Origin of the sequence: Rhizobium sp. TRM95796 (genome assembly GCF_025779995.1) — a bacterium.
GTDB lineage: Bacteria > Pseudomonadota > Alphaproteobacteria > Rhizobiales > Rhizobiaceae > Rhizobium_E.
Window position 1 is genome coordinate 150,889 of record NZ_JAOXHE010000010.1, and the last position, 23,784, is coordinate 174,672.

The 23,784-nt window shown below is 62.6% G+C and carries 20 protein-coding genes and 1 pseudogene; 16 read left to right on the forward strand and 5 right to left on the reverse strand.

The genetic code is table 11. The features are described 5' to 3' along the window. Nucleotide 1 precedes the first annotated feature (1 nt). A complete protein-coding gene (locus OCK01_RS20490) occupies nt 2-712 on the reverse strand; it encodes a GntR family transcriptional regulator (RefSeq protein WP_182829811.1) in 711 nt (236 codons plus the stop codon). Nucleotides 713-973: 261 nt separating this feature from the next. Here OCK01_RS20490 and OCK01_RS26595 point away from each other — a divergent pair, with 261 nt between their 5' ends. From OCK01_RS26595 to OCK01_RS20560, 13 genes are all read left to right on the forward strand, one after another. Then, nucleotides 974-2,062, forward strand: a complete 1,089-nt coding sequence (locus tag OCK01_RS26595) for an ABC transporter ATP-binding protein (protein WP_412179046.1) — start codon at nt 974-976, stop codon at nt 2,060-2,062. Nucleotides 2,063-2,090: 28 nt separating this feature from the next. Then, entirely contained in the window at nt 2,091-3,386 is a 1,296-nt protein-coding gene (locus tag OCK01_RS20505; protein WP_263825553.1) for an ABC transporter substrate-binding protein, read from the forward strand. Between the two features lie 242 nt (nt 3,387-3,628). After that, the gene (locus OCK01_RS20510) at nt 3,629-4,534 is read left to right on the forward strand and encodes an ABC transporter permease (RefSeq protein ID WP_263825554.1); all 906 of its coding nucleotides are present in this window, start codon (nt 3,629-3,631) and stop codon (nt 4,532-4,534) included. A 3-nt stretch (nt 4,535-4,537) separates the two neighbouring features. Beyond that, the gene (locus OCK01_RS20515) at nt 4,538-5,356 is read left to right on the forward strand and encodes an ABC transporter permease (RefSeq protein WP_137154965.1); all 819 of its coding nucleotides are present in this window, start codon (nt 4,538-4,540) and stop codon (nt 5,354-5,356) included. After that, on the forward strand, nt 5,353-6,102 hold the full coding sequence (locus OCK01_RS20520; RefSeq protein WP_263825555.1) for an aspartate/glutamate racemase family protein: 750 nt from the start codon (nt 5,353-5,355) through the stop codon (nt 6,100-6,102). Before OCK01_RS20515 ends, OCK01_RS20520 begins: the two co-directional genes overlap by 4 nt. A gap of 202 nt (nt 6,103-6,304) precedes the next feature. Further along, on the forward strand, nt 6,305-7,021 hold the full coding sequence (locus OCK01_RS20525) for a GntR family transcriptional regulator (RefSeq protein WP_263825556.1): 717 nt from the start codon (nt 6,305-6,307) through the stop codon (nt 7,019-7,021). Nucleotides 7,022-7,024: 3 nt separating this feature from the next. Then, nucleotides 7,025-8,053, forward strand: a complete 1,029-nt coding sequence (locus tag OCK01_RS20530) for an ADP-ribosylglycohydrolase family protein (protein ID WP_263825557.1) — start codon at nt 7,025-7,027, stop codon at nt 8,051-8,053. Next, complete coding sequence (locus OCK01_RS20535) at nt 8,046-8,996, forward strand: PfkB family carbohydrate kinase (protein WP_263825558.1); 951 nt, start codon at nt 8,046-8,048, stop codon at nt 8,994-8,996. Before OCK01_RS20530 ends, OCK01_RS20535 begins: the two co-directional genes overlap by 8 nt. A 76-nt stretch (nt 8,997-9,072) precedes the next feature. Next, complete coding sequence (locus OCK01_RS20540) at nt 9,073-10,089, forward strand: extracellular solute-binding protein (protein WP_318530251.1); 1,017 nt, start codon at nt 9,073-9,075, stop codon at nt 10,087-10,089. A gap of 86 nt (nt 10,090-10,175) precedes the next feature. Further along, a complete protein-coding gene (locus tag OCK01_RS20545) occupies nt 10,176-10,991 on the forward strand; it encodes an ABC transporter permease (RefSeq protein WP_412179047.1) in 816 nt (271 codons plus the stop codon). After that, complete coding sequence (locus tag OCK01_RS20550; RefSeq protein WP_263825560.1) at nt 10,988-11,779, forward strand: ABC transporter permease; 792 nt, start codon at nt 10,988-10,990, stop codon at nt 11,777-11,779. The genes OCK01_RS20545 and OCK01_RS20550 overlap by 4 nt, the downstream gene beginning before the upstream one ends. Continuing rightward, nucleotides 11,779-12,843 carry an ABC transporter ATP-binding protein gene (locus OCK01_RS20555; RefSeq protein WP_263825561.1) on the forward strand — a complete coding sequence of 355 codons (1,065 nt, stop codon included), beginning with the start codon at nt 11,779-11,781 and terminating at the stop codon, nt 12,841-12,843. Before OCK01_RS20550 ends, OCK01_RS20555 begins: the two co-directional genes overlap by 1 nt. A gap of 177 nt (nt 12,844-13,020) precedes the next feature. After that, nucleotides 13,021-14,751, forward strand: coding sequence for a hypothetical protein (locus OCK01_RS20560; RefSeq protein ID WP_263825562.1), 1,731 nt, complete (start codon nt 13,021-13,023; stop codon nt 14,749-14,751). 77 nt (nt 14,752-14,828) lie between these two features. On the opposite strand, the gene OCK01_RS20565 is transcribed toward OCK01_RS20560, so the two are convergent. Then, entirely contained in the window at nt 14,829-15,752 is a 924-nt protein-coding gene (locus OCK01_RS20565) for a LysR family transcriptional regulator (RefSeq protein WP_263825563.1), read from the reverse strand. A 176-nt stretch (nt 15,753-15,928) separates the two neighbouring features. On the opposite strand from OCK01_RS20565, the gene OCK01_RS20570 reads away from it, so the two are divergent. The 3 genes from OCK01_RS20570 (at nt 15,929) to OCK01_RS20580 (ending at nt 21,373) form a co-directional block, all read left to right on the forward strand. Beyond that, a complete protein-coding gene (locus OCK01_RS20570) occupies nt 15,929-16,726 on the forward strand; it encodes an alpha/beta hydrolase fold domain-containing protein (RefSeq protein WP_263825564.1) in 798 nt (265 codons plus the stop codon). 57 nt (nt 16,727-16,783) lie between these two features. After that, nucleotides 16,784-17,995 (forward strand): efflux RND transporter periplasmic adaptor subunit, encoded by a 1,212-nt coding sequence (locus OCK01_RS20575; RefSeq protein ID WP_263825565.1) that lies wholly within the window; start codon nt 16,784-16,786, stop codon nt 17,993-17,995. A gap of 129 nt (nt 17,996-18,124) precedes the next feature. Further along, entirely contained in the window at nt 18,125-21,373 is a 3,249-nt protein-coding gene (locus OCK01_RS20580; protein ID WP_263825566.1) for an efflux RND transporter permease subunit, read from the forward strand. A gap of 157 nt (nt 21,374-21,530) precedes the next feature. On the opposite strand, the gene OCK01_RS20585 is transcribed toward OCK01_RS20580, so the two are convergent. The 3 genes and pseudogenes from OCK01_RS20585 to OCK01_RS20595 all read right to left on the reverse strand — a co-directional run. Then, a complete protein-coding gene (locus OCK01_RS20585) occupies nt 21,531-22,559 on the reverse strand; it encodes a glycerol-3-phosphate dehydrogenase (RefSeq protein WP_263825567.1) in 1,029 nt (342 codons plus the stop codon). Nucleotides 22,560-22,566: 7 nt separating this feature from the next. After that, nucleotides 22,567-23,013 carry an SDR family oxidoreductase gene (locus OCK01_RS20590; RefSeq protein ID WP_263825630.1) on the reverse strand — a complete coding sequence of 149 codons (447 nt, stop codon included), beginning with the start codon at nt 23,011-23,013 and terminating at the stop codon, nt 22,567-22,569. After that, nucleotides 22,996-23,755 (reverse strand): annotated as a pseudogene (locus OCK01_RS20595) (NAD(P)/FAD-dependent oxidoreductase); the annotation flags it as partial. The pseudogene OCK01_RS20595 and the gene OCK01_RS20590, both read right to left, overlap by 18 nt. Nucleotides 23,756-23,784: the final 29 nt, after the last annotated feature.

Genomic DNA, 23,784 nt, shown 5'->3' on the forward strand with positions numbered 1-23,784 from the left:
CTCAAGTCGCCAGCGCATCTTTCAGCGTCATCGCCGCGACCTCGCGCAGATCGAGATCCGCTTCGATATGATCGATATGGTGGAGCATGAGATCGCAGGCGCGGTCCGCATCGCAACGCTCCATGGCGTCCAGCAGATCGCGATGTTCACTATGGCCGCAGCGGGACACGCCGGTGCGCCCGTAAAGCGCGATCACCAGCGACGAACGGGCGACCAGTTCGTCCATGAATTTCTCGAGAATGGCGTTGCCGGAATGCCGGGCGATCTTGAGATGGAAATCGCCTGACGCCTTGATTTCCGCCCGCCGCGCCGCAGGCCCGCGTTCATTCATGAACCGCTCTTCGAGCGTCAGGTGATCGCGCAGATCCTCGATATCGGCTTTTGAAATCCGCACGGTTGCCGCGCGCACGATGCCCGGCTCGATGAGCCGGCGGGTGTCGAACACCTGGCGAGCTTCCTCTGGCGTCGGATTGGAGACGAAAGCGCCACGATTGCGCTCAATCCGCACCAGCCCTTCGTAAGCCAGCATTTGCAGAGCCGAGCGCACCACGGTGCGACTGACATCGAACAACGCCCCGACCTCGGCTTCAGCCAGCTTCGAGCCCGGCCCGAGGCGGCGATCGATGATCGCATCGCGCAGGCTGTCGCGGATCGACTGGGCGCGATCTTCCTGGTTCTGGTCGAGCATAAGGTTTTTATCGATGAGATTCATGTCGCTTCTTCCGTACAGATTCGTTGTATCTCGGAATGAGCTTTCGGGAAACCTTCATTCGCCCACGGGCGCATGTGATATTGCATACAACATTGCCAATAGATTGTCGACAATTGCACAGTTAATGCGCAACGTATTTTCCGCAATGATGAAAACAACGGCGAAGACCATCACAATCCGCCCTTTTGAGCCCGGCTCCTAGCCGTTTTCGAACTGGCACGCGGCATGCATGGATTGTTGCGACGCGAAAAGGAGCGCCGCATGAGCAAAGCCGCAGACATCGACATCGCCGCCGTATCGAAAATTTATGGCCAGACGACCGCCGTGCATGCGATCAGCCTGAAGGTCCCCGCCGGATCCTATTGCTGCCTGCTCGGGCCATCAGGATGCGGCAAGACTTCGACCCTTCGCATGATCGCCGGGCACGAAACGATTTCCAGCGGCGACATCCTGCTGGGCGACACGCTGATCACCGAACTGCCGCCCGCCAAGCGCGGCACGGCGATGATGTTCCAATCCTATGCGCTCTTCCCGCATCTCGATCTCGTCGACAATGTCGCCTTCAGCTTGAAGATGAAAGGCGTCGACAAGGATGCGCGCCGCGCCAAGGCCATGGACATGCTCGAGCTGATGCAACTCGAGCCCTATGCGACCCGGCGGCCGGCGCAATTGTCCGGCGGCCAGCAACAGCGCGTGGCTCTCGCGCGCGCCCTCATCACCGATCCCGAAGTCCTGCTGCTCGATGAGCCGTTGTCTGCGCTCGATCCGTTTCTCAAGATCCGCATGCGCGCCGAACTGAAGAAGCTGCAGACCTCGCTCGGCATCACCTTCGTGCATGTGACCCACAGCCAGGAAGAGGCGATGGCGCTGGCCGACATCGTCGTGGTCATGAATGACGGCCGCATCGAGCAGGCGGCGCCGCCGCGCACCGTCTTCGAGCGCCCCGCCACCGCGTTTGTGGCCCGCTTCATGGGTGACCATAACGTCGTCACTGGCCGCGTGAGTTCGCTCTCCGAAGAGAGCCTCACGCTCGACGTCGCCGGCGGCGGCCAATTCGCGGCATCCGGTCACGGCCCCGAGATCGGCGAGACCGCCGACATCGCCATCCGCACCGACCGGGTGATGATCGGCGAGACCGCGCTGCCCGGCTATGGCTTCAACGGCGTTGTGACCAACATCGAATATCGCGGCTCGACGGTCAAACTGTCGATGTCGGGCGCCGGCGTGGAGGATTTCACCGCGATCCTCAGTGACGACGCTTTTTTCAGCCGGACGATTTCCGTCGGAGACGCCCTGCCGCTGATGTGGAATCCGGGGGACGTCATCGTCCTCGGCAAAGTGGAAAAGTAACAACAACAAACCTCAGAGGAGACTGCGCATGACCACTCAAAACACCACACCCGCCAAGACCGGCGTCACCAGACGATCCCTGCTCAAGACCGGCGCCGCCGCCGTCGGCGCGGCCGCCGGTGCGGGCGTCATCACCGGCTTTCCGATGATCTGGGCGCAGAACCCGATCACACTCCGCCAGTTCGGCACCGGCGTCTCCAACATCAACGCCATCGCCGAGCAGTGCAAGAAGGACCTCGGGATCACGCTCGAGATGACGGCGACCGATTCCGACGCCGCTGCCCAGCGCGCCGTCACCCAGCCGAACTCTTATGACATCGCCGATATCGAATACTGGATCCTCAAGAAGGTCTATCCGACCGGCGTGATCCAGCCGATGGACACCAAGAAGCTGAAATATTACGACAAGGTCGTGCCGCTGTTCAAAACCGGCAAGCTCCTGCCCGACAGCGTGATCGCCCAGGGCACCGCGCCGCACACTGTCGGTTATGTCGAAGCCAAGGACGCCAAGACTTTCGCCAAGGGCGAAACCGAATTCTTCACCATGATGCCGACGATTTACAACGCCGACACGCTGGGCATCCGCCCCGACCTCGTCGGCCGCGAAATCACCACCTGGGCCGACATCATGGACCCCGCCTTCAAGGGCAAGACCTCGATCCTCAACATTCCGTCGATCGGCATCATGGACGCCGCCATGATCTGCGAAGCCATGGGCGTGATCAAATATGCCGACAAGGGCAACATGACCAAGGCGGAGATCGACACCACCATCGATTTCCTGATCAAGGCCAAGCAGGACGGCCAGTTCCGCGCCTTCTGGAAGAGCTTCGACGAGTCGGTCAACCTAATGGCCTCGGGCGAAGTCGTCATCCAGTCCATGTGGTCGCCGGCCGTCGCCGCCGTCCGCTCCAAGGGCATCGCCTGCAAATACCAGCCGCTCAAGGAAGGTTACCGCTCGTGGGGCGGCGGTCTCGGCCTCGCCGCGCATCTCGAAGGCGCACAGCTCGATGCGGCTTATGACTATATCAACTGGTACACCTCCGGCTGGGTGGGCGGCTATCTCAACCGCCAGGGCTATTATTCGGCCTGCATGGACACCGCCAAGGGCTTCATGTCCGAAGACGAGTGGGGCTACTGGATCGAGGGCAAGCCGGCCAAGGGCGAGATCATGTCGCCCGAAGGCAAGGTCATGGAGAAGGCCGGCGCGGTGCGTGACGGCGGCTCCTTCGAAGAGCGCATGGGCAAGGTCGCCTGCTGGAACTCGGTCATGGACGAGGACCGCTACATGGTTCGCCGCTGGAACGAGTTCATCGCGGCTTAAACCAAGCTTCCCCTCCCGGCCTGCCGGCCACCCTCCCCACAAGGGGAGGGAAACCTGCAGCGCCGCTTGGCTCTCAAGCAGCAGCTAAAGCTGGAGGGATCGTAAGCTAAGTCATGATCTTCGCAGAGCCAGCTGCGGAAATCACCCTCCGAGGGAGGGCAATGCGTCGCCGCCTGCTGTCTCCCCCCTTGTGGGGGAGATGGCCGGCAGGCCAGAGGGGGACTTCCCGAAGGAGACGGTGAATGACCACAGTGAGATTGATCGGCGTGAGCGACAAGCCTTCGGAGCGCGCGTTCCGCCTGCCCGCATGGCTGCCGCCCTATCTTCAGGCGGCTCCCCTGACCTTGATCCTGGCCGCGTTCCTGCTCGCACCCATCCTGCTTATCGCGGTGGTCAGCTTCTGGGATTACGACTTCGCCCAGATGTATCCCGATTTCGTCACCTTCAACTATGCTGAAACGCTCGGCTCCTGGGTGACGTGGAAGACCTATCTCAACACGCTGAAATTCGCGGCGATCGTCTGGGTCATAACGCTGTTCATCGGCTTCTGGGTCGCCTATTTCCTGGCTTTCCATATCCGGTCGAGCGCCATGCAGACGGTGCTGTTCCTCGTCTGCACGGTGCCGTTTCTGACATCGAACATCATTCGCATGATCTCATGGATCCCGGTGCTGGGCCGCAACGGGTTGATCAACCAGGGACTGGTGAGCGCAGGCATCGTGCCGCAGCCGATCGAATGGCTGCTCTATTCCGATTTTGCCGTGGTGCTGGCCATGGTGCATCTCTACACGCTGTTCATGGTCACGCCGATCTTCAACACGCTGACCCGCATCGACAAATCGCTGGTGGAAGCCGCCCGCGACGCCGGCGCTTCTAGCTGGCAGATCCTCACCAATGTCATCATACCCTTGGCGAAACCCGGCATGGCGATCGGCACGATTTTCGTGGTCACGCTGGTGATGGCCGACTTTTCGACCGTGCAGGTGATGTCGGGCGGACAGAGCGCCTCGGTGGCGCTGATGATGAAGAACCAGATGTCGCTGCTGCAATACCCCGCCGCCGCCGCGAACGCCGTCGTGCTGCTGATCCTGGTGCTGTTGATGGTGGCCGCCATTCTCCGCGTCGTCGATATCCGCAAGGAGCTCTGAGCCATGCATCGAGAAAAACGCTCCCGCGAATTCTACATTCTCGCGATCTTCTTCGCGCTATTCGTGCTGTTCCTTTACGGGCCGATGTCCGCCATCCTCATCCTCGCTTTTCAGGGACCGAATGGCGGCCTGACCTTCCCGCTCAATGGCGTGTCGGTGCACTGGTTCGTCAATCTGTTCGAGAAACAGGCGGTCGGCGATTTCGGCGGCTCGTTCCGGCGGTCGCTGTTCCTCGGCCTGATGGTGATGGTCGTCACGGTGCTGGTGTCGCTGCTGGCCGGCCTCGCCTTCCGACGCAAGTTCATTGGCGCCACGCCACTTTTCTATCTCTCGGTCGCGAGCCTCGTCGTGCCCTCGATCATCATCTCGCTCGGCATCGGCGTGCTGTTCTCGCAGCTTGGACTGCAGCCGGCCTGGTACTCTTCCGGCTTCGGCGCGCATCTCACCTGGACGCTGCCCTTCGGCGTGCTGATCATGTTCGCGGTGTTCAATCGCTTCTCGCCGGCTTACGAAGAAGCCGCGCGCGATCTGGGCGCCAATTCCTGGCAGACTTTCTATCATGTCGTGCTGCCGATGATTGCGCCGAGCCTTGTCGGCGTCGGCCTGTTCGGCTTCTCGCTGTCCTATGACGAATTCGCCCGCACGCTGATGACATCGGGCACCTACAATACCCTGCCGCTCGAAATCTATGGCATGACCACCAATGTCACGACCCCCGTGCTCTATGCACTCGGAGCGGTCACCACATTTTTCTCCTTCCTGGTGATCTCCGTGACGATCGGAACGATCATGCTGATCAATCGCAGGCGGATGCGCGCGTGACCCGAATACTTCTGATCAATCCCAATACGACCAAGACGATGACGGCCACGGCGGCGGACGCGGCAAGCAGGGTGAAGAACGACAACACAGAGATTGTCGCCGTCACCTCGTCGATGGGACCCGTGTCGATCGAAGGCTATTACGACGAAGCCTTCGCCGTGCCCGGCCTGCTTCTGGAACTCGCCAAAGGCGAGAAGGCCGGCGCCGACGCCGCCGTCATCGCCTGTTTCGACGATACCGGGCTCGACGCCGCCCGGGCGCTCGCCAGCATCCCCGTCATCGGCATCTGCGAGGCGGCGCTGGCTTCGACCGCCTTCATCGCCCAGCGGTTCACCATCGTCACCACCATGGAGCGGTCGCGGCTGCCGCTAGAAGGGTTGGTTCATCGCTACGGCATGGCCGGACGCTGCAAGGTGCGCGCCGCCGATATCCCCGTGCTGTCGCTCGAAGACCCTGAATCCAACGCCCGCGACCGGTTGCGCAATGAAATTGCCACCGCGCTCCGCGACGACAAGGCCGAGGCCATTGTGCTCGGCTGCGCCGGCATGGCGGATCTCGTGGAGCAACTCCGACATGAATTCGGCGTCCCTATCATCGATGGCGTCGCAGCCGCCGTGAAGCAGGCGGAAGCCTTGGTTGCCCTCGGCCTCAAGACCGCCAAACGCGGCGCTTACGCGCCCCCCGTCAACAAGCCCTATGCGGGCTTGCTGGAAGACTTCGCGCCATCCCGGATCGCGTCGCTTTAAGCGCAGTCACCGCTCACTGAAACCGGATTGCCGAAACGGCGATCCGGATGGCGGCTGTCCGTAGACTCTCCCCTCCCCAATCCAGCCGTCATGTCTCGAACGCTTTTTGCGCGTCGCGCGGAATCGCGATTGACAAACATCTCGCGACCTCATTTTATACAGGTGTGAACAGGTTCACAGAACAGGTAGACAGCAGATTCTGATGAAGAGAGCTTTATCACCGGGCGCGCCCAAACCGACGCAGATCGCCAATGTGCTGGAACAGGAGATCCTGTCCGGAAAACTGGGTTTCGGCGAACGTCTGCAGAGCGAAAACCAGTTGGTGCAGCGCTTTTCCGTGAGCCGCAACACCCTGCGCAAGGGCCTGGAAGAATTGAACAACCGCGGGCTGATCACCACCAAAGTGGGCATCGGCTCTTTCGTGACCTTCGAAGGCAAGACGATCAACGACGCCGCAGGCTGGTCGCGCGCGCTCGCCGATGTTGGCGCGGAAACCACTACGCGCGTGCTGCGCATCGAGGTGCTCGAGGACAAGGCGCTGGCGGCCGAGATCGGCGCAGAGCGCGACCTCTTCATCGCCATCGACCGTCTGCGCTGCCTGACTGTGGGCGATACGCCGATTTCGCTGGAGCGCAGCCGGCTGCCGCTTCTACCCGAACTGGAATCGCTGCCGATCCGCGGCCTGACCGCCGGCTCGCTGCGGGAAACCATGCGTGAGGCCGGACTGGTTCCCGCCAAAGGCGAGGAATGGGCTGATATCGAAATGCTCTCGGCCGAGGATGGCGAGTTGCTGAAGAATGCGTCCGGCTCGGCCTTTCTGAGAACGCGCCGGCTTAGCCGCGACGAAGACGGCAGGCCGATCGAATATGTCGTCAGTCTGCTGCATCCTGCCTATTTCGCCTTGCATCTGGAGTTCTAACGCATGCCGCTTTCGAAGACAGAGATGATGGATCGCGCCCGCGCGGCGCTGATCGGCGGCGCGCTCGGCGATGCAATGGGCATGCCGACTCAACTGCTGTCGGCGGACCAGATTGCGGCGCGTTACGGCCATGTCGAGGATTTCGTCGCGCCTGACGCCGATCATCCCGTTTCCAAGGGTCTCGAAGCCGGCGCCATCACCGACGACACCGAACAGACCTTGCTGCTGGCCAAAGTGCTGCTGGCCTCCCCTGCCGTCTTTAATCACCACGCCTGGATCGAGGCGCTGGTCGCCTGGGAAGACGATATCCGCCGGCGCGGCGGCTATGATCTTCTCGGCCCCTCCACCAAGCGCGCCATCGAGGCGATCCGCAATGGCATGACGCCTGAACAGGCCGGTCGTTACGGCGACACCAATGGCGCCGCCATGCGTATCGCTCCCGTCGGGATCATGACGCCGCCCTCATCCGACCTCATCGCGCGGGTGGCCGAGACCTGCCGGGCCACGCACAACACATCAATCGCCATTTCGGCGGCCTCCGCCGTCGCCATGGTGATCAGTTCAGGCCTCCAGGGAATGGGCTGGCGTGACGCCGTGGCGAAGGCGGCCGACGCTGCAAGAGCCGGTGCGGATCACGGTGTCTGGATCGCCGGCGGCCAGCTCGCCGCCCGCATCGAACTGGCGCTGGATCTCGCGACGAAAGCGCAACAGAGAGAAGACGTGACGCGCCTCTTTGCAATTCTCGGCTCGAGCGTCGCCTCGCAGGAATCCGTGCCTGCCGCTTTCGCGGCGCTCGCGCTTGCCGATGGCGATTGCTGGAAGGCGGCGGTGATCTCAGCCAATCTCGGCGGCGACACCGATACGATCGGCGCGATCGCCTGCTCCATGGCCGGCGCCTGCTCGGGCATGCAGACCCTGCCGCAGGACAAGCTCGCGAAACTGCGCGGCATCAATCTTGCGGAGGTCGATCATCTGGTCGAGTCGCTGGTGACGGCGCGGATCGCCGCAAGCGGCGGAGGCGGCGATGGCTGAGCCTCGGCTTGTTCATTTCGGCAGCGCCGTCATCGATTTCATCTATCGGCTGGATCGGCTGCCCAGACCTGGCGAAGACCTGATCGCCTCGTCTTACTTCTCCATGCCGGGCGGCGGTTTCAACATGATGGCGGCGGCCAAGCGGAGCGGTCTCGCCACCGCCTTCGCCGGCCGGGTCGGCGATGGCCCGGCTGGGGCCATTCTGCACAAAGCCTTTCGCGACGAAGACATCGACGTGCTGACGCCGCTCTATCAAGGTGAAGACACCGGCGTCTGCATCGTGATGGTGACGAATGACGCCGAGCGGACCTTCGTCTCCTATCCCGGCGCCGAGAGCCGCCTCTCCGCCGACGACCTGCTTGTTCTTGAACTGCGGCCGACGGATTGGCTGTTCACTTCGGGATATACGCTTCTCTACCCGCAATCCGGCGGGGAGCAGACACGGTTTCTGTCCGAGGTCGATCCGGCGCTGAATTTCGTCTTCGATCCCACCGGCATCGTCGCGGACATTCCCCGCGAGCGGCTGGATATGGCGCTGTCGCGCGCCGACTGGCTGAGCTGCAATCGCGACGAGGCGATCGCGATGATCGGCGAAGATCTCGAGCCCGGCGATCTGGCACGCACACTCTTGGAGAGGCTCTGTCCTCGCGCCAAGGGCGTGGTGCTGCGCCTCGGCGCATCCGGCGCGATCCTCGCCATGCGTGACGCCGAACCCCAGACAATTCCTGCATTCGAGGTGGCCGCCGTCGACACGACCGGCGCAGGCGATTGCCACCTCGGCGCATTCGTCGCCGCGCTCTCCCGCGGCGACGCTCCGGAAAGGGCGGTGGAATACGCCAATGCCGCCGCCGCCCTTTCCACACGCGAACACGGCGGAGCCACCGCGCCCCGTCGCGAAGACGTTGATCTTTTCCTGAGCCGCGCGGGGAAGCGTGATCAATGAAAAAACCGGGAACAACGCGCGTTGCGACTGAGAGGAGAATGCCATGAAACTATTCGCCAAACTGGCGGGCGCCGCCATGCTCGCCGTGCTATCGCAGACCGCGCTGGCCGGTGACGTCCATGTCCTGAACTGGAAAGGCTACGGCGCCGACGAGCCCTGGGCCATCGAAGCCTTTGAGAAGGCCACCGGCCACAAGGTCATCAACGACTTCTTCAATTCCGAGCAGGAAATGCTCACCAAGCTGCGCACCAATCCCGGTCTCTACGACGTGGTGATGATCAACGCAGCCTTCAACGATCAGGCCTTCGCCGAAGGTCTCATCCAGCCCATCGACGTCTCCAAGATCGCCAATTACGCCGATCTCGGCGAGGAAAAAGCCAAGTCGCCGATGCTCAATCACGACGCCAAGGTCTATGGCATTCCCTGGGTCTGGGGCCTGACCTCGATCGCCGTCAACGACAAGGCCTTCGACAAGACGCCGACTTCCATCCAGGTGATGTGGGATCCGGCGCATAAGGGCCGCGTGGTGCTGCGCGACGATGCGCTCGAAGCCATTCAGTTCGGTGCGATCGCCAGCGGCCAGAACATCAACGACATCAAGGATCTCGACGCCACCAAGGCTAAACTCGCCTCGCTGATGCCGCAGATCCGCACCTTCTGGAGCGCCGAAAACGACTGGAACCAGATGGTCGCCGCCAACCAGATCGATGTCGGCACCTATTGGAGCGGCTCGGCCGGGCGCGCCAAGAAGAACTTCAAGCTGCCGGTGACCTTCGTCGTGCCGGAAGAAGGCGCGGTCGGCTGGCTCGACGCTTTCTCGATCCCGAAGGGTTCGAAGAACGTCGAAGGCGCCGAAGCCTTCATCAACTACATGATCGACCCCGCCTTCTATGTGGAGTGGGACAACAAGGTCGGCGCGCCGGTGTCCGCCAACACCAAGGCAGTGGCAGGCCTGCCGGCAGACGCCTTCAACCGCACTGTGATGGGCGACCCGGCCGTCGCCGCCCGCATCCAGTTCCAGGCGCCGGTATCCGACGCCGATCGCGAGAAATATCTCCAGATCTGGCAGGAATTGAAGGTCAATGTGAAATGACGACGGGACAGGCGGGAACAGCAACGACGACTTCAGCCCCCGGGGGCGGCAATGGACGCATCTCCGATGGCGCGAAGGCGGCTCCGTTGCTCGCTCCCGCCTATCTCTGGCTGACAGTGGCTATCTTCCTTCCGCTGTCGGCGATGATATTCTTCAGCTTCGTCACCGACCTGCCGCTGTCCGGCAAGCCGTGGAGCCTGACGCTCGCCAACTACGCCGCCTTCTTCTCTACCGGCATCTACGCGACCCTACTGCTCGCTTCGCTCCGACTTGCGCTCGAAGTGACATTCTGGTGCCTCGTGCTCGGCTTCCCCACCGCTTTCGTGCTGGCGAAAGTGCTGAAGGGGCGCAGCCGCGAGATGATCTTTCTTCTGGTCATCCTGCCCTTCTGGAGCAACGGCCTGGTCCGCATCTTCTCCTGGGCGATGGTGCTCAGAAGCGGCGGCATTCTCGACACCTGGCTCAACGCCATTCTGCCCTTCGAGGTCAATATCGATCTCATGTATTCCTATCCCGCCGTCATCATCGGGCTGGTGCATTCCTATGTGCCCTATATCGTGCTGACATGCTATCTCAGCCTGCAGGCGATCGACGACAGCCTGATCGAAGCGGCGCGGTCGCTCGGGGCTTCGCACCTCACTATTCTGCGCCGGCTGATCCTGCCTTTGTCCATGCCGGGCGTGGTGGCGGGCGCCGTGCTGGTGTTCGTGCCGGTGATCGGCTCCTTCATGGAGCCACGCATTCTCGGCGGCCGCACCGGCACCTTCTATGGAACGGTGATCGAGGATCAGTTCGTGGCAGTGTTCAACTGGCCGCTGGGCGCGGCGCTGTCTTTCATCCTGCTCGGGCTCGTGCTGATCATTCTGGCGCTCGCGTCGCCCGTGATGCGGAGGGCGTCATGACCGCAACTACACGGCTTCTCAATGGGCTCGGCCGGCTCTATGTCGGCTTGCTGCTCGCCTTTCTTTATCTGCCGATCGTGATCATGGCGCTGATGTCCTTCAACGCCTCGCCCTTCTACATGCTGCCGATCGAGTGGTCGACGACATGGTATGAGGCGCTGTGGCAGGACGACCAGCTGATTTCAGCCGCGCTCAACAGCCTGAAAATCGCCGCGCTGACCACCGTGATCTCCACCGCGCTCGGCACGGCCGCCTCGCTGGCGTTGTTTCGCTATGAATTCGCCGGCAAAAAGGTCTTGCAGGCGCTGCTGTTGCCGCCGATCGCCATTCCCTGGCTGATCACCGGCACGGCGATGCTGATCTTCTTCTTCGGCGTCGGCATCGGCCGCGGGTTGCACGCCATCATTCTCGGCCATGTCGCACTGGCTTTGCCTTACGTGATCATCGTGGTGAACGCCCGGCTGAAGACCTTTCCTCGGGAACTCGAGGAAGCCGCCCGCTCTCTCGGCGCAAATCAATGGCAGGTGACCCGTCGGGTTACCCTGCCCGCGATCGCGCCCGGGGTGATCGCCGGCGGCCTCTTCGCGTTCGCCGTATCCTTCGATCAGTTCGTCGTCTCCTATTTCCTGGCGACGCCGGGCGAGACCACCCTGCCCGTCGAAATCTATGCGGCCATCCGCAAGGGCTTCACGCCCGAAATCAACGCCGTGTCGACGCTGATCATCGTCATGTCCATGGGCGTGATGTTGTTCACCGCCCGCTTCTACAAATTCGGAGGAAATGACTGATGGCCAGCGTGGAAGTCAGCAATCTGTCGCGCAGCTTCGGCATTTACAAGGCGCTGGACGATGTCTCGATCCGTTTTGAAGATGGCGGTTTCTATGCTCTGCTCGGCCCGTCCGGCAGCGGCAAGACCACGCTGTTGCGGATGATCGGCGGCTTCGACTATCCCGATCAGGGCCGCATCGCCATGAATGGCGAAAGCGTAGAGCGCGTGCCTTTGGAAAAGCGCAATATCGGCATGGTGTTTCAGAGCTATGCGCTGTTTCCCAACATGACCGTGTTCGACAATGTCGCGTTCGGGCTGGAAATTCGCGGCGTGTCGCGGCCGGACATCAAGAAGCGCGTCGGCGAGGCGCTGGAACTGGTGCAACTATCCGCGCTCGGGCATCGCAAGCCCAATCAGCTCTCGGGCGGCCAGCGTCAGCGCGTAGCGCTTGCCCGCGCCATCGTCATCAAGCCGCGCGTGCTGTTGCTCGACGAACCGCTCGGCGCGCTCGACAAGTCGTTGCGGCTGGACATGCAGGTGGAGCTCAAACGCATCCAGCGCGAAATCGGCGTCACCACCATCTTCGTCACCCACGACCAGGAAGAGGCGCTGACGATGAGCGATCGCATCGGCATTCTGAGCGGCGGCCGAGTCATCGAGGAAGGCGCGCCTGCCGACATCTATCATCGGCCCAACACGCTGTTTGCCGCCACCTTTCTGGGCGAAGCCAATATCTTCGAGGGACGATGGTCTGATGGCGCCATCGAATTGAGGGATGGGGTGAGGATTTTGACCGCATCGAATGCCAAGCCCGAACCGAATGGCGCGCCCGCCCATTGCCTCGTGCGTCCGGAGCGGATCACGATCGCCTCGCTCAAGGATCCAATGGCCGACGGGATGAACCGTGTGACCGGCCGGCTGACGCGCCGGTTGTTTTCCGGTCACTGGACAACGCTTTTCGTCCAGCTGGGCGATCAGGAGGTTCGCGTCGGGCTTCCGAGCTCGGCGACAATGGAGATTGGAGAAGGGGACGAGGTCGTCCTGGCCTGGTCTCCGGACCACACGATCATCCTGGCGACCTAGAAATCATCTCTGCCGCTCCAGCCTGGCAGGCGGTCCTTCTTCGCGGCTGCCCAGGCGCGCGAGATAGTGGAGGATTGACGCACGCTCTGCGCCGTGAGCTTTTTATAATATAATCAGCTTCAAAAATGTCACAAATTATCGGTACCCAGCTGCTGCACCACAACTGGGAGACGTCGCATGGCGAAAGAAATCCGCGTCAACAGCTATGGCAACAACTGGCAGGAAGACTCCAATGTCATCGGCCTGAAAGGGGGCGGTTATCTCGTCACCTGGTCGAGTTATTTCAATCAATACGACGACACCGACATCGAGACGACCTATCTCGGCGCACAATTCTACAATGCAAATGGTCGCCCGGTCGGCGGCGAGAAGATCATGCGGGCTGTAGACGGCGGTTATTCCGGAACGCCGCAAGCCACGCAGCTGAAGAACGGCAATATCGTCCTCACCTGGACGGAAAATTTCGATCATCCGATCTTCACCACCGGCGCGCATATCCGCGCCCAGATCTTCGATTCCAAGGGCGAAAGCGTCAGCAACGTCATCAAGGTCGATACGGTCAAATCGGCGGAAGCGATCCTTCCCGACGTCGTCGCGACCGGCAGCGGCGGTTTCGTGGTGAGTTTCGGCCTCGAACGGTCGGGCGCCAATTTCGATGAAGTCTATTCCCGCGCCTATTCGTCATCCGGCAAGGCTTTGCGACAGGATTCGGTCCTCAACACACATTCCAACGATTTCGACGAACTGGCCACCAAATCCGCTGCGCTGAAAAACGGTCATAGCGTGGTGATCTGGAACTCCGAAGCGGCGATCGACGACGGCACGGATGACGGTCAGAACCAGTTGCGCGCCAGCCTGCTCGACGAGCGGGGCAAGGTCATCAAGAGCGATTTCGGCCTGACGCCGCATTTCGGCGGCGCGGGCGGCGCCTGGAGCGACGACGAGAACTACGGCTACGCCGTTGCGGCCCGCGGCGACAGCGGCTTCGCGGTCGTCAATCTCGACTGGACGCCCTCTACCAAAGACGCCGGGGCGAAAGGGATCTATTTCACCGCCTATGACGGCAAGGGCAAGCAGATCATCGATTCCCAGGCGATTTTCCAGAAGGGGATAGTGCCCGGAGACGTGGACATAGCGCAGCTCTCCAACGGTCGCTATGTCGTGGCCTGGACGCAGCAATCGCTCAAGCAGAGCGACATCGGCGACGACGCTTATGCGATCGTGCTGTCCGCTAACGGCAAGCCGCTCGGCAAGGTCTTCACCGTCGGGATGGACGCAAGCAAGTATGACGATCAGCTCGACGTCTCCGTCGCGGCGCTGAACAAGGGGCGCTTCGTGATCACCTATACGTCCGAGGCGATCGACAATGACGATACCGGGATCGCAGCGACCGTCTACGGCAGCAGCACGGGCGTGTCGACCACGATGAAAGGCGCCGCGTCGCGCCAGTCGGCCGAGGCGCGGCATGACGCGGCGGCGTCCGATACGATTGCCGGAACCGCGCGTCAGGATCACCTGCAAGGCGCCGCGAGCGACGATGTTCTCGTTGGTCGCGGCGGAGCCGATGTCCTGAAGGGCGGCGGTGGCGCGGACATCTTCGTATTCCGGACGCATAACCTGCCCGAAGCCCGGGCGGCCGACCGGCACGAGAGAATTGCCGATTTCTCGGTCGCGGAGGGTGATCGGATGGATTTCTCCCATTTCGACGCCAGCGCGTCGGAAAGCGGCTTTCAACGCTTTTCCTTCCTTGGCGCCGCAGATTTCAGCGGACGCGAAGGCGAATTGCGCGCCGAAATCATCGGACGCCACACACTGGTGACCGCCGATTTCGATGGCGACCGCATCGCGGACTTCGTCCTGAAGCTCAACGGGCGGGCGGCTTTGGACGAAAGCGACTTCCTTCTCTAGACAGAGGCGGGTCGCCACCGACGAAAAGTGTGGCGCTGTTTACGAGCGCCCAGGCGGCCTGCCTCGCCATGCTCGCTTTACGGCCATTTGTCTTCGGCCTTCATCGCGCGGTTGCCGAGCAGTTTCACCAGCCAGTCCACGAAGACCCTGACCTTGTTGCTCAGGTGCCGATTGGACGGGTAGACCACATAGAGCGGCATGACTTCGCAGGACCACTCTTCGAGAACCGGGATGAGCCGCCCGTCGCGCAGCTCGTCCCGGATCATGAAGTGCGGAAGCTGCGCAACGCCGAGCCCGGCGAGCGCTGCGGTGACATAGCTGCGCGCGTCGTTGACCGATAGAATATAGCGACCGGTCACCTCGATCGTCTCACCGTCCTGGATGAATACGAACGGCAATGTGCGGTTGATCTGGGCTCGAAAGTAATTGATGCAGTAATGCCCTGTTTCGAGTTCGCCGGGAGTTTGGGGGAAACCGAACTTCTCGACGTAGTCGGGTGTCGCGCAGGTCAGAAGAGAAATTTCCGACACGCGTCTGGCGATGAGCGATTGGTCGCCCGGCGCGCCAGCCCTCAACGCGCAATCGACGTTTTCCGCGAGATAATCCACCGTCCTGTCGCCGACGCCGAGATCGAGGCGGATGTCGGGATAGGCCTGGGCGAAATCGCACAGCGCCGGAATGACGATCCAGTCCGCGAAGGCTCCCGCCATTTCCACCCTCAACCGCCCGCTCGGACTGGTGTTGGAGTTGGACAGACTGCTGTCCAATTCGTCGACCTCCGAAATGATGCGCACCGCGCGTTCGTAGTAGAGGGCGCCATCCGTGGTGACGACGACGCGCCGCGTGGTGCGGTTGAGCAGTTGCGTGCGCAGATGCGCTTCGAGGCCCTGAATCAGATTGGTGACCGTCGCCTTGGGCATCCGAAGCGCGTCGGCGGCGCGGGTAAAATTACCGGTTTCCACCACGCGAACGAAAGCCCGCATTGCCGAAAGCTGGTCCATATCCCATTCCTTCTGCTGCCCGTCTTATGTGCATTGCGATATTGTTCGAATTTTCGAATAGTGAAGCCATAAATAACGAACTTGTTCAATCAATCAAGTCAATCTACATTGATCTCACAAAAGACGAGCATTGTGCATCCGGGGCGTGATAATGCAGCAGCATGAAAGCGAAGACGATGCCAGTGGACGTGAAAGACATGGTGTTCGACAAGGTGGCCATCGGCCCCGTGTCGACAAGGATCTATCAGGGCGCGGATTACAGCAAAGGCGCGCCGGTTCTCCTGTATTTCGGAGCCGGAGCCTTTCTGGGATCGCCGATGCGGGACAACGCCGCCGCGGAGTGTCTGGCCGGAGCCGGCGCGATCGTGGTGGTGCCGGACTACATTTCGCCTCTGGGCGGCGCTTTTCCAAAGCCGCTGGAGGTCGGATTTTCGATCTTCTCCTATCTGGCCAAGAAACGGGCGGGATTGGGCGACCGGAAATCGTTGTTGTTGATCGGAGGCGAAGAAGCGGGTGGAAACATCGCCGCCGCAGTCGCCTTCAAGGCCCGGGATCACCTGGCGCGGGAACTGGATGGTCAGGTTCTGTTGTCGCCGCTGGTCGATCCGTTCATGGGCTCGGTCTCTATGCGCGAGGCGGACGCCGCGGGCATGCGAGAACGATGGACGGAAGGCTGGAGCCATTATCTCAGCGCCGGCGTCTGTCATCCCTATGCGGCGCCGTGTCTTTGTTCGCGCATGACGGGCCTGGCGCCGACTTTGCTGGCGACATCGGACGATGATCCGTTGCGCGACGAGGCTATCGGTTATGCCGAGCGCCTGAGACAAGCGGGCAATCATGTCCTGCAGCATCTGCTTCCCGCCGGAGCAGGATGGCCTGAACTCTACGGCGGGACGACAGGCCATACGCCCAACTGGGCGGACAACCTTCGCCGGCATTTTGCGGACTTCGTCCGTGAACTCGGCGCCGGTTGATCGATGACGACACTCTACTGAGACCGGGTTTTCCCCGGGATCGCAAGGAGACATTCCATGACACCGAACAGCAAACGCTGGGCCCTCGCGGGCGCCGGCCTGGGACTGGCTGCGTCTTTGGCGGCCGCGACTTTGTTCTTCGACCTCCCCGGAGGGACCGCCGCCGCCGCGACCGAAGCGCCTGCGGCGCCGCCGGCCGTACCGGTGACGGTCTCCGTCGTCGAAGACAAGTCCATCACGGCCTGGGAAGAATTTTCCGGCCGCCTCGAAGCCGTCGAGCGGGTGCAGATCCGCCCTCGCGTCTCCGGCGTCATTCAGACCGTCGCCTTCCGCGAAGGGGCGATTGTAAAGGCGGGCGACCTGCTCTTCACCCTGGATCCCGCGCCGTATGAAGCCGCCGTCGCCCAGGCCGAGGGTCAGGTCGCATCCGCGCAGGCGCGGGTCAGCCTCGCGCAGCTGCAATTGGATCGCGGCCGCAGACTCACCGCCAACAAGGCGATCTCGCAAAGCGATCTTGACGAGCGCCAGAATGCGCTGACCGAGGCGGAGGCCGGCCTTCGCACCGCACAGGCGGCGCTTCGGACCGTATCCCTCAATCTCGGCTACACCAAGGTCATCGCGCCGGTCACCGGTCGGGTCGGCAAAGTCGAAATCACCGTCGGCAACCTGGTGGAAGCCGGCGCCGCTTCGCCGGCGCTGACCACGCTCGTTTCCATCGATCCGATCTATGCCGGCTTCAATGTCAGCGAAGAAACGGTGACGCGCGCCCTCGCCGATCTCCCTGAATCCACGGCGTCTTCGCCGGCGCTCGATCAGATCCCGGTCGAAATCGGCACGGTCGCCGACAAGGGCACGCCCATCAAGGGACGTCTTCAGCTCATCGATAACCAGGTGGACAGCGCCAGCGGCACGATCGCCGTCCGCGCCGTGTTCGACAATCCGGGCGGCCGGTTGATCCCTGGCCAGTTCGTGAAGGTCCGTATGGGCCAGCCTAAGGCGGAAAAGAAGATTCTCGTCAGCGAACGCGCCATCGGCACGGATCAGGACAAGAAGTTCGTCTTCGTGGTCGAGGCCGGCAACAAGGTCGCCTATCGGCAGGTAGCGCTCGGCGCCGCCGTCGACGGCATGCGCATCGTCGAAACCGGTCTGAATGCCGGCGACACGATCGTGGTCAACGGACTGCAGCGCATCCGTCCCGGCGTCGTCGTCGCTCCCGAAGTGGAAAAGAAAGTCGCTTTGGGCGCGGCCCAGCCCGCGGAGTCGCAATAACTGTCACATCCGCCTCCCGCTCGATCTTCGATCGGGAGGCGGATCCGTCTTCGCAGTTTCCATATCCGGCGCCCTCGGCGACCGGGGTGTGCGCCTGCGCCTCAAATTCTCGTTGAAGAGGGTTTCCTCATGAACATCTCCCGCTTCTTTGTCGACCGCCCGGTATTTGCCGGGGTGCTGTCGGTGCTGATCGTGGTCGCCGGCCTTCTGGGCATGAGGGCGCTGCCGATCTCCGAATATCCCGACGTGGTGCCGCCGTCCATCGTGGTGCGCGCGACCTATCCCGGGGCAAATCCCAAGGTCATCGCCGAAACTGTGGCCACTCCGCTCGAAGAGCAGATCAACGGCGTCGACGGCATGCTCTATATGTCGAGCCAGGCGACATCGGACGGCGTCATGACGCTGACCGTCACCTTCAAGCTCGGCACAGATCCCGACAAGGCGCAGCAGCTGGTGCAGAACCGGGTGTCGCAGGCCGAACCGCGTCTGCCGGAAGAAGTCCGGACCATCGGCGTCACCACGGCGAAGAGCTCGCCGGACCTGATGATGGTGGTGAACCTGCTGTCTCCGGACAATCGCTACGACATCACCTATCTGCGCAATTACGGCGTCCTCAACATCAAGGACCGCCTGGCGCGCATTCCCGGCGTCGGCCAGGTGCAGATCTTCGGCTCGGGCGACTACTCCATGCGCGTCTGGATCGATCCGCAAAAGGCCGCCGAACACGGTCTGGCGGCGAGCGATATCACCAATGCGATCCGCGGCCAGAACGTTCAGGCCGCGGCAGGCGTGATCGGCGCATCGCCCAATCTCGCCGGCATCGACGTGCAGTTGAACGTCAACGCCCAGGGTCGCCTGCAGACGCCGGAAGAATTCGGCGACATCATCGTCAAGAGCGGCGCCGAGGGTCAGATCACCCGCCTGCGCGATGTCGCCCGTGTCGAACTCGGCGCATCGGACTATTCGCTGCGGTCGCTGCTCGACGGCAAGGCCGCGGTCGCCATCCCGGTTTTCCAAGCGCCAGGCTCCAACGCGATCACCATCTCCGACGAGGTCGTCGAGACCATGAACGAGCTGCAGGTCGCCATGCCGGAAGGCGTGAAGTACGAAATCGTCTATGACACGACCAAATTCGTTCGCAGTTCGATCGAGAAGGTCGTCGACACGCTTCTCGAAGCCGTGGCGCTCGTCGTGCTCGTGGTCATCCTGTTCCTGCAGACCTGGCGCGCCTCGATCATTCCGCTGATCGCCGTCCCCGTGTCGATCATCGGCACATTCGGCGTCATGTACGCCTTCGGCTTCTCCATCAACGCGCTCAGCCTGTTCGGCCTCGTCCTCGCGATCGGCATCGTCGTCGACGACGCCATCGTCGTGGTCGAAAATGTCGAACGCAACATCGAGAACGGCCTTTCGCCGCGCGAGGCGACCTATCGCGCCATGAAGGAAGTGTCGGGGCCGATCATCGCCATCGCTCTGGTGCTGGTGGCGGTGTTCGTGCCACTCGCCTTCATCACCGGTTTGTCGGGCCAGTTCTATCGCCAGTTCGCGCTGACCATCGCCATTTCGACGGTGATTTCGGCGATCAATTCGCTGACGCTGTCGCCGGCGCTCGCCGCGCTTCTGCTGAAGGGTCATCATGCGCCGAAAGACTGGCTGACGCGTGGCATGGACTTCCTGTTCGGCTGGTTCTTCCGCGGCTTCAACCGCGCCTTCGGCGCGAGTTCGAACGGCTATGGCCGCAGCATAGGCGGGCTCCTGACACGCAAAACGCTGGTCATGGGCGTCTATCTCGCTTTGGCCGGCGCCACTTACGGGATCTTCAACGCCGTGCCGGGCGGCTTTGTGCCGGCTCAGGACAAGCAGTATCTCATCGGCTTCGCCCAGCTTCCAGACGCCGCGACCCTCAACCGCACGGAAGACGTGATCAAGCGCATGAGCGACATCGCGCTCGCCGAGCCGGGCGTCGAACATGCGATCGCTTTTCCGGGCCTCTCGATCAACGGCTTCACCAACTCGTCCAACGCCGGCATCGTCTTCGTGACGTTGAAGGATTTCGAGGAGCGGAAGACGCCGGATCTCTCCGGCGGCGCGATCGCCATGAAGCTGAACCAGAAGTTCGGCGCCATTCAGGACGCCTTCATCGCCATGTTCCCGCCGCCGCCCGTACAGGGCCTGGGCACCACGGGCGGCTTCAAGCTGCAGCTCGAAGACCGAGCCGGCCTGGGCTATCAGGCGCTCGACGAAGCGACCAAGGCGTTCCTCGGCAAGGCCTATCAGACGCCTGAACTGGCCGGCCTGTTCTCGAGCTACCAGATCAACGTGCCGCAGCTCTATGCCGATCTCGACCGCACCAAGGCGCAGCAACTCGGCGTATCGGTGACGGATGTGTTCGAGACGCTGCAGATCTATCTCGGTTCGCTCTACGTCAACGACTTCAACGCGTTCGGCCGCACCTACAGCGTCCGCGCCCAGGCCGACGCCAAGTTCCGCGCCAACCCCGAAGACATCGGTCAGTTGAAGGTGCGCTCCGCGAGCGGCGAGATGATCCCGCTTTCGGCGCTGCTCAGGGTGGACGCGACGACGGGGCCGGAGCGGACCAACCGCTACAACGGCTTCCTTGCCGCCGACATCAATGGCGGCCCTGCTCCCGGCTTCTCCTCGGGTCAGGCTCAGGCGGCCATCGAACGCATCGCCGCGGAAACCCTGCCCAAGGGCATCGGCTTCGAATGGACCGACCTGACCTATCAGCAGATCCTCGCCGGCAATTCGGGGGTGCTGGTGTTCCCGCTCGCGCTGCTGCTGGTCTATCTGGTGCTGGCAGCCCAATATGAGAGCCTCACCCTGCCGATCGCGATCATCATGATCGTGCCGATGGGCGTGTTGGCGGCGCTCGCAGGCGTCTGGCTCACGGGCGGCGACAACAACATCTTCACCCAGATCGGCCTGGTCGTGCTGGTGGGGCTGTCGGCCAAAAACGCCATCCTGATCGTCGAATTCGCGCGCGAGCTGGAATTCGAGGGCCGGACGCCGGTTCAGGCGGCCATCGAAGCGAGCCGCCTCAGGCTGCGCCCGATCCTGATGACCTCCATGGCCTTCATCATGGGCGTCATACCGCTGGTCGTCTCCACCGGCGCGGGCGCGGAGATGCGCGCCGCCATGGGCATCGCGGTCTTCTCAGGCATGATCGGCGTCACCTTCTTCGGCATCTTCATGACCCCCGTCTTCTATGTGCTGGCGCGGCGGATCACCGGAAACAAGGCGCTGACGCAGCATACGGACGACGCGCATGCGCAAAATGTCCATGCGACGGACGCGGAGATGGCCGCTTCTGGGCGCCCGTCCCGCAGCAAGACCCGGTCTCTGCTGCCGGCCGCATGACCGGCGGCCGAGATGGCCGGACATCGAAAGAAGGACGAGAATATCAGCCGGGCGGACATCGCCCGGCTTTTTCGTGCGGTGAAAAGCAGACGCCCAACCTGATCGTCATAGAAGGCCGAATACCGGTGTCGCGCGCAAGCCGACCTCTTCGGCGCTGTTATGTCGGGCGCAAAGCCGAAAAGTCGAACTCGAAGAAACCGTCGCCCAGTACGGCCTCGGTGATTGCGTTAGCGAGCGGATACTGCGCCCTCGCGTCGTCCTGCCCCATCAGCCAATCGGCCAATAGCCGCGCGGTGTCGACGCCCTCCACTGTTTCCCCCTTCAAATCCGTGGCCAGCACTTCCGAGACAGTCCGGCCTGCGCCGAGGCCATGCCCCAATCTGCTGTTGCGCCCGCCGCCAACCGTAACATGAAGGTCGCCGAGGCCGGCCAGGCCGATGGCCGTTTCGCCGGATCCGCCCAAGGCGGTGACGATCATGGTCATTTCCGCAACGGCGATAGAGAAGGCGCCGGCGCATGGATTTTTCGACTGGCCGTCGTTACGTCTGTCGTCGGGATGGCGGGTTTGCATCGCGCTCACGCCGATGGCGTAGAAATTCTTCAGCGCGGCGCAGGCCTCCAAGCCCACGGCGTCAGCTGTCGTCGCCAGGCGATAATAAGGGGTTTGCAACAGGCTGCGAAGGCGATCGGCGACGTCTCGATCGGGACTGGCGTAGATCGACAAAGTCGGGACGCATTTGGCGAGTTCGCGCGCGATGCACGGACCGCCGATCCCGACGAAGGCCTGACAGCGCGTCATCCGTCGAGGCAGCGTGTCGGCATATGTCGCGAGCGCGCCGCCCAGCAGATCGAGCCCTTTGGTGACGAAGGCGATCGGCTTGGGACGGCTGAGCCTGGTCTCGACATAGTCGGCGAACCAATCGATGCCGGGGCTGCTGACGCCGGCAATGATGACATCCGCCTCGTCCAGAACGGTGGATTGGAGTTCGGCTTGCGTGACGGGCCGAACTCCGGCTGGCAACGGCGCGTCCAGCTTGGGATGCACGCCGCCGGGCGATCGCAAGACCTCAATGATCCCGTCGTCGAGCGGCGAGCCGACCAGCGTCACCGCATGGCCGTTGTCGGCGGCCGGAACCGATAGCGCCGAGCCCATCACGCCCGCGCCGATGATCGCAATGTTCGCCATCACCGCCTCACCGCATCATCGCGGCGACATTGCCGCCGTCGACCGTGATCACCGCGCCGGTGGTGGCGCGGGCCTTGGCGAGGTGCAAAAAGGCCTCCGCCACATCCTCGCCCGTCACCTCGCGGCTAAGAAGATTGCCGCGCATGTAATCATGCGGCGTGACGCCTCGGGCGCGGCTGCGCTCCTCGACCATGGCGTCCGTCATCAGGCCGGTGCGGATGCGATCGGCATTGACGGCGTTGCAGGTCACGCCCATCGGCCCGTATTCGATGGCCGAATGCCGCATCAGCGCCAGCGCGGCAGCCTTCGCCGTTCCATACGGCGCAAACTCCGCGCCGGGATTGACCGCCTGCTTGGAGATGTTGAACACGATCGCGCCCCCGGTGTTCTGCTTCCGCATCACCTTCGCGGCCTCGCGCGACATCAGCTGATGCCCCCAGAAATTGAGGTCCATCGACTTGCGGAACACCTCGTCAGACACGTCCCTTGGGCGTGAACACCGGCCAGTTTTCCGGGAAGGGGATGTAAGGCAGGTGATCGTACCAGACGGGGTCATGCAGGCAGAGCGACTTGTAACGCTTGCGCCAGCTGTCGCCCGGCCGCTCGTTCTTCTCGATGATGATGGTCGGCACGCCGAGCTGGCGCAGCCGCGCGCCAAGCGCGATGCCGCCCTGCCCGCCGCCGATGATGACGACATAGGGTTGGGTCGAGTAGCCGAGCTCCCGCGCCTCAGCCTCGCGCTTTTCCTTCCAGGTCTTGCGGTTGCGGCCATGGCCGTGCTCGGCGCCCATCGGACGTTGGAAGCCGTTCGGCTCCTCATGGCCCTTGAGTTCGGTCATGGTAGTCAGCAGTGTCCAGATCAGCCCGTCCTTGAGGCGGATATGGCCGTAGCCACGCGCCACGCCGGTTTCGAACTCGAACCAGCCGTCCGTGACGCCGCCGGCTTCCGACGCCTGCTCCTTGGCGTCCTGCACGAAATTGGAGGGTTTTGTCGCGCCGAGCTGGCTCGCCAGCATATCGCGGATCTGCTCATGCCCTTCCAGCGTCTTGAGGTTCCAGGTGAAGGTGACGAGATCGCGCCAGTAGCAATCCGCCTGAAACAGATTGACGGCGGCGTCGATGTCGCCGCTCTCGAGGGCCTGGCCGAGTTTTGAAAGAACCGCGTCGATCTTGGTTCCGGGGCTGATATCAAGCATGGTCATCTCCTCCATGGATGCTTGGTGAG

Bases quoted from the DNA above. Each gene is read 5' to 3' on its own strand.
- OCK01_RS20490 (WP_182829811.1), bottom strand. From the start codon at position 712: ATGAATCTCATCGATAAAAACCTTATGCTCGACCAGAACCAGGAAGAT.
- OCK01_RS26595 (WP_412179046.1), top strand. From the start codon at position 974: ATGAGCAAAGCCGCAGACATCGACATCGCCGCCGTATCGAAAATTTAT.
- OCK01_RS20505 (WP_263825553.1), top strand. From the start codon at position 2,091: ATGACCACTCAAAACACCACACCCGCCAAGACCGGCGTCACCAGACGA.
- OCK01_RS20510 (WP_263825554.1), top strand. From the start codon at position 3,629: ATGACCACAGTGAGATTGATCGGCGTGAGCGACAAGCCTTCGGAGCGC.
- OCK01_RS20515 (WP_137154965.1), top strand. From the start codon at position 4,538: ATGCATCGAGAAAAACGCTCCCGCGAATTCTACATTCTCGCGATCTTC.
- OCK01_RS20525 (WP_263825556.1), top strand. From the start codon at position 6,305: ATGAAGAGAGCTTTATCACCGGGCGCGCCCAAACCGACGCAGATCGCC.
- OCK01_RS20530 (WP_263825557.1), top strand. From the start codon at position 7,025: ATGCCGCTTTCGAAGACAGAGATGATGGATCGCGCCCGCGCGGCGCTG.
- OCK01_RS20535 (WP_263825558.1), top strand. From the start codon at position 8,046: ATGGCTGAGCCTCGGCTTGTTCATTTCGGCAGCGCCGTCATCGATTTC.
- OCK01_RS20540 (WP_318530251.1), top strand. From the start codon at position 9,073: ATGCTCGCCGTGCTATCGCAGACCGCGCTGGCCGGTGACGTCCATGTC.
- OCK01_RS20550 (WP_263825560.1), top strand. From the start codon at position 10,988: ATGACCGCAACTACACGGCTTCTCAATGGGCTCGGCCGGCTCTATGTC.
- OCK01_RS20555 (WP_263825561.1), top strand. From the start codon at position 11,779: ATGGCCAGCGTGGAAGTCAGCAATCTGTCGCGCAGCTTCGGCATTTAC.
- OCK01_RS20560 (WP_263825562.1), top strand. From the start codon at position 13,021: ATGGCGAAAGAAATCCGCGTCAACAGCTATGGCAACAACTGGCAGGAA.
- OCK01_RS20565 (WP_263825563.1), bottom strand. From the start codon at position 15,752: ATGGACCAGCTTTCGGCAATGCGGGCTTTCGTTCGCGTGGTGGAAACC.
- OCK01_RS20570 (WP_263825564.1), top strand. From the start codon at position 15,929: ATGCCAGTGGACGTGAAAGACATGGTGTTCGACAAGGTGGCCATCGGC.
- OCK01_RS20575 (WP_263825565.1), top strand. From the start codon at position 16,784: ATGACACCGAACAGCAAACGCTGGGCCCTCGCGGGCGCCGGCCTGGGA.
- OCK01_RS20580 (WP_263825566.1), top strand. From the start codon at position 18,125: ATGAACATCTCCCGCTTCTTTGTCGACCGCCCGGTATTTGCCGGGGTG.
- OCK01_RS20585 (WP_263825567.1), bottom strand. From the start codon at position 22,559: ATGGCGAACATTGCGATCATCGGCGCGGGCGTGATGGGCTCGGCGCTA.
- OCK01_RS20590 (WP_263825630.1), bottom strand. From the start codon at position 23,013: ATGGACCTCAATTTCTGGGGGCATCAGCTGATGTCGCGCGAGGCCGCG.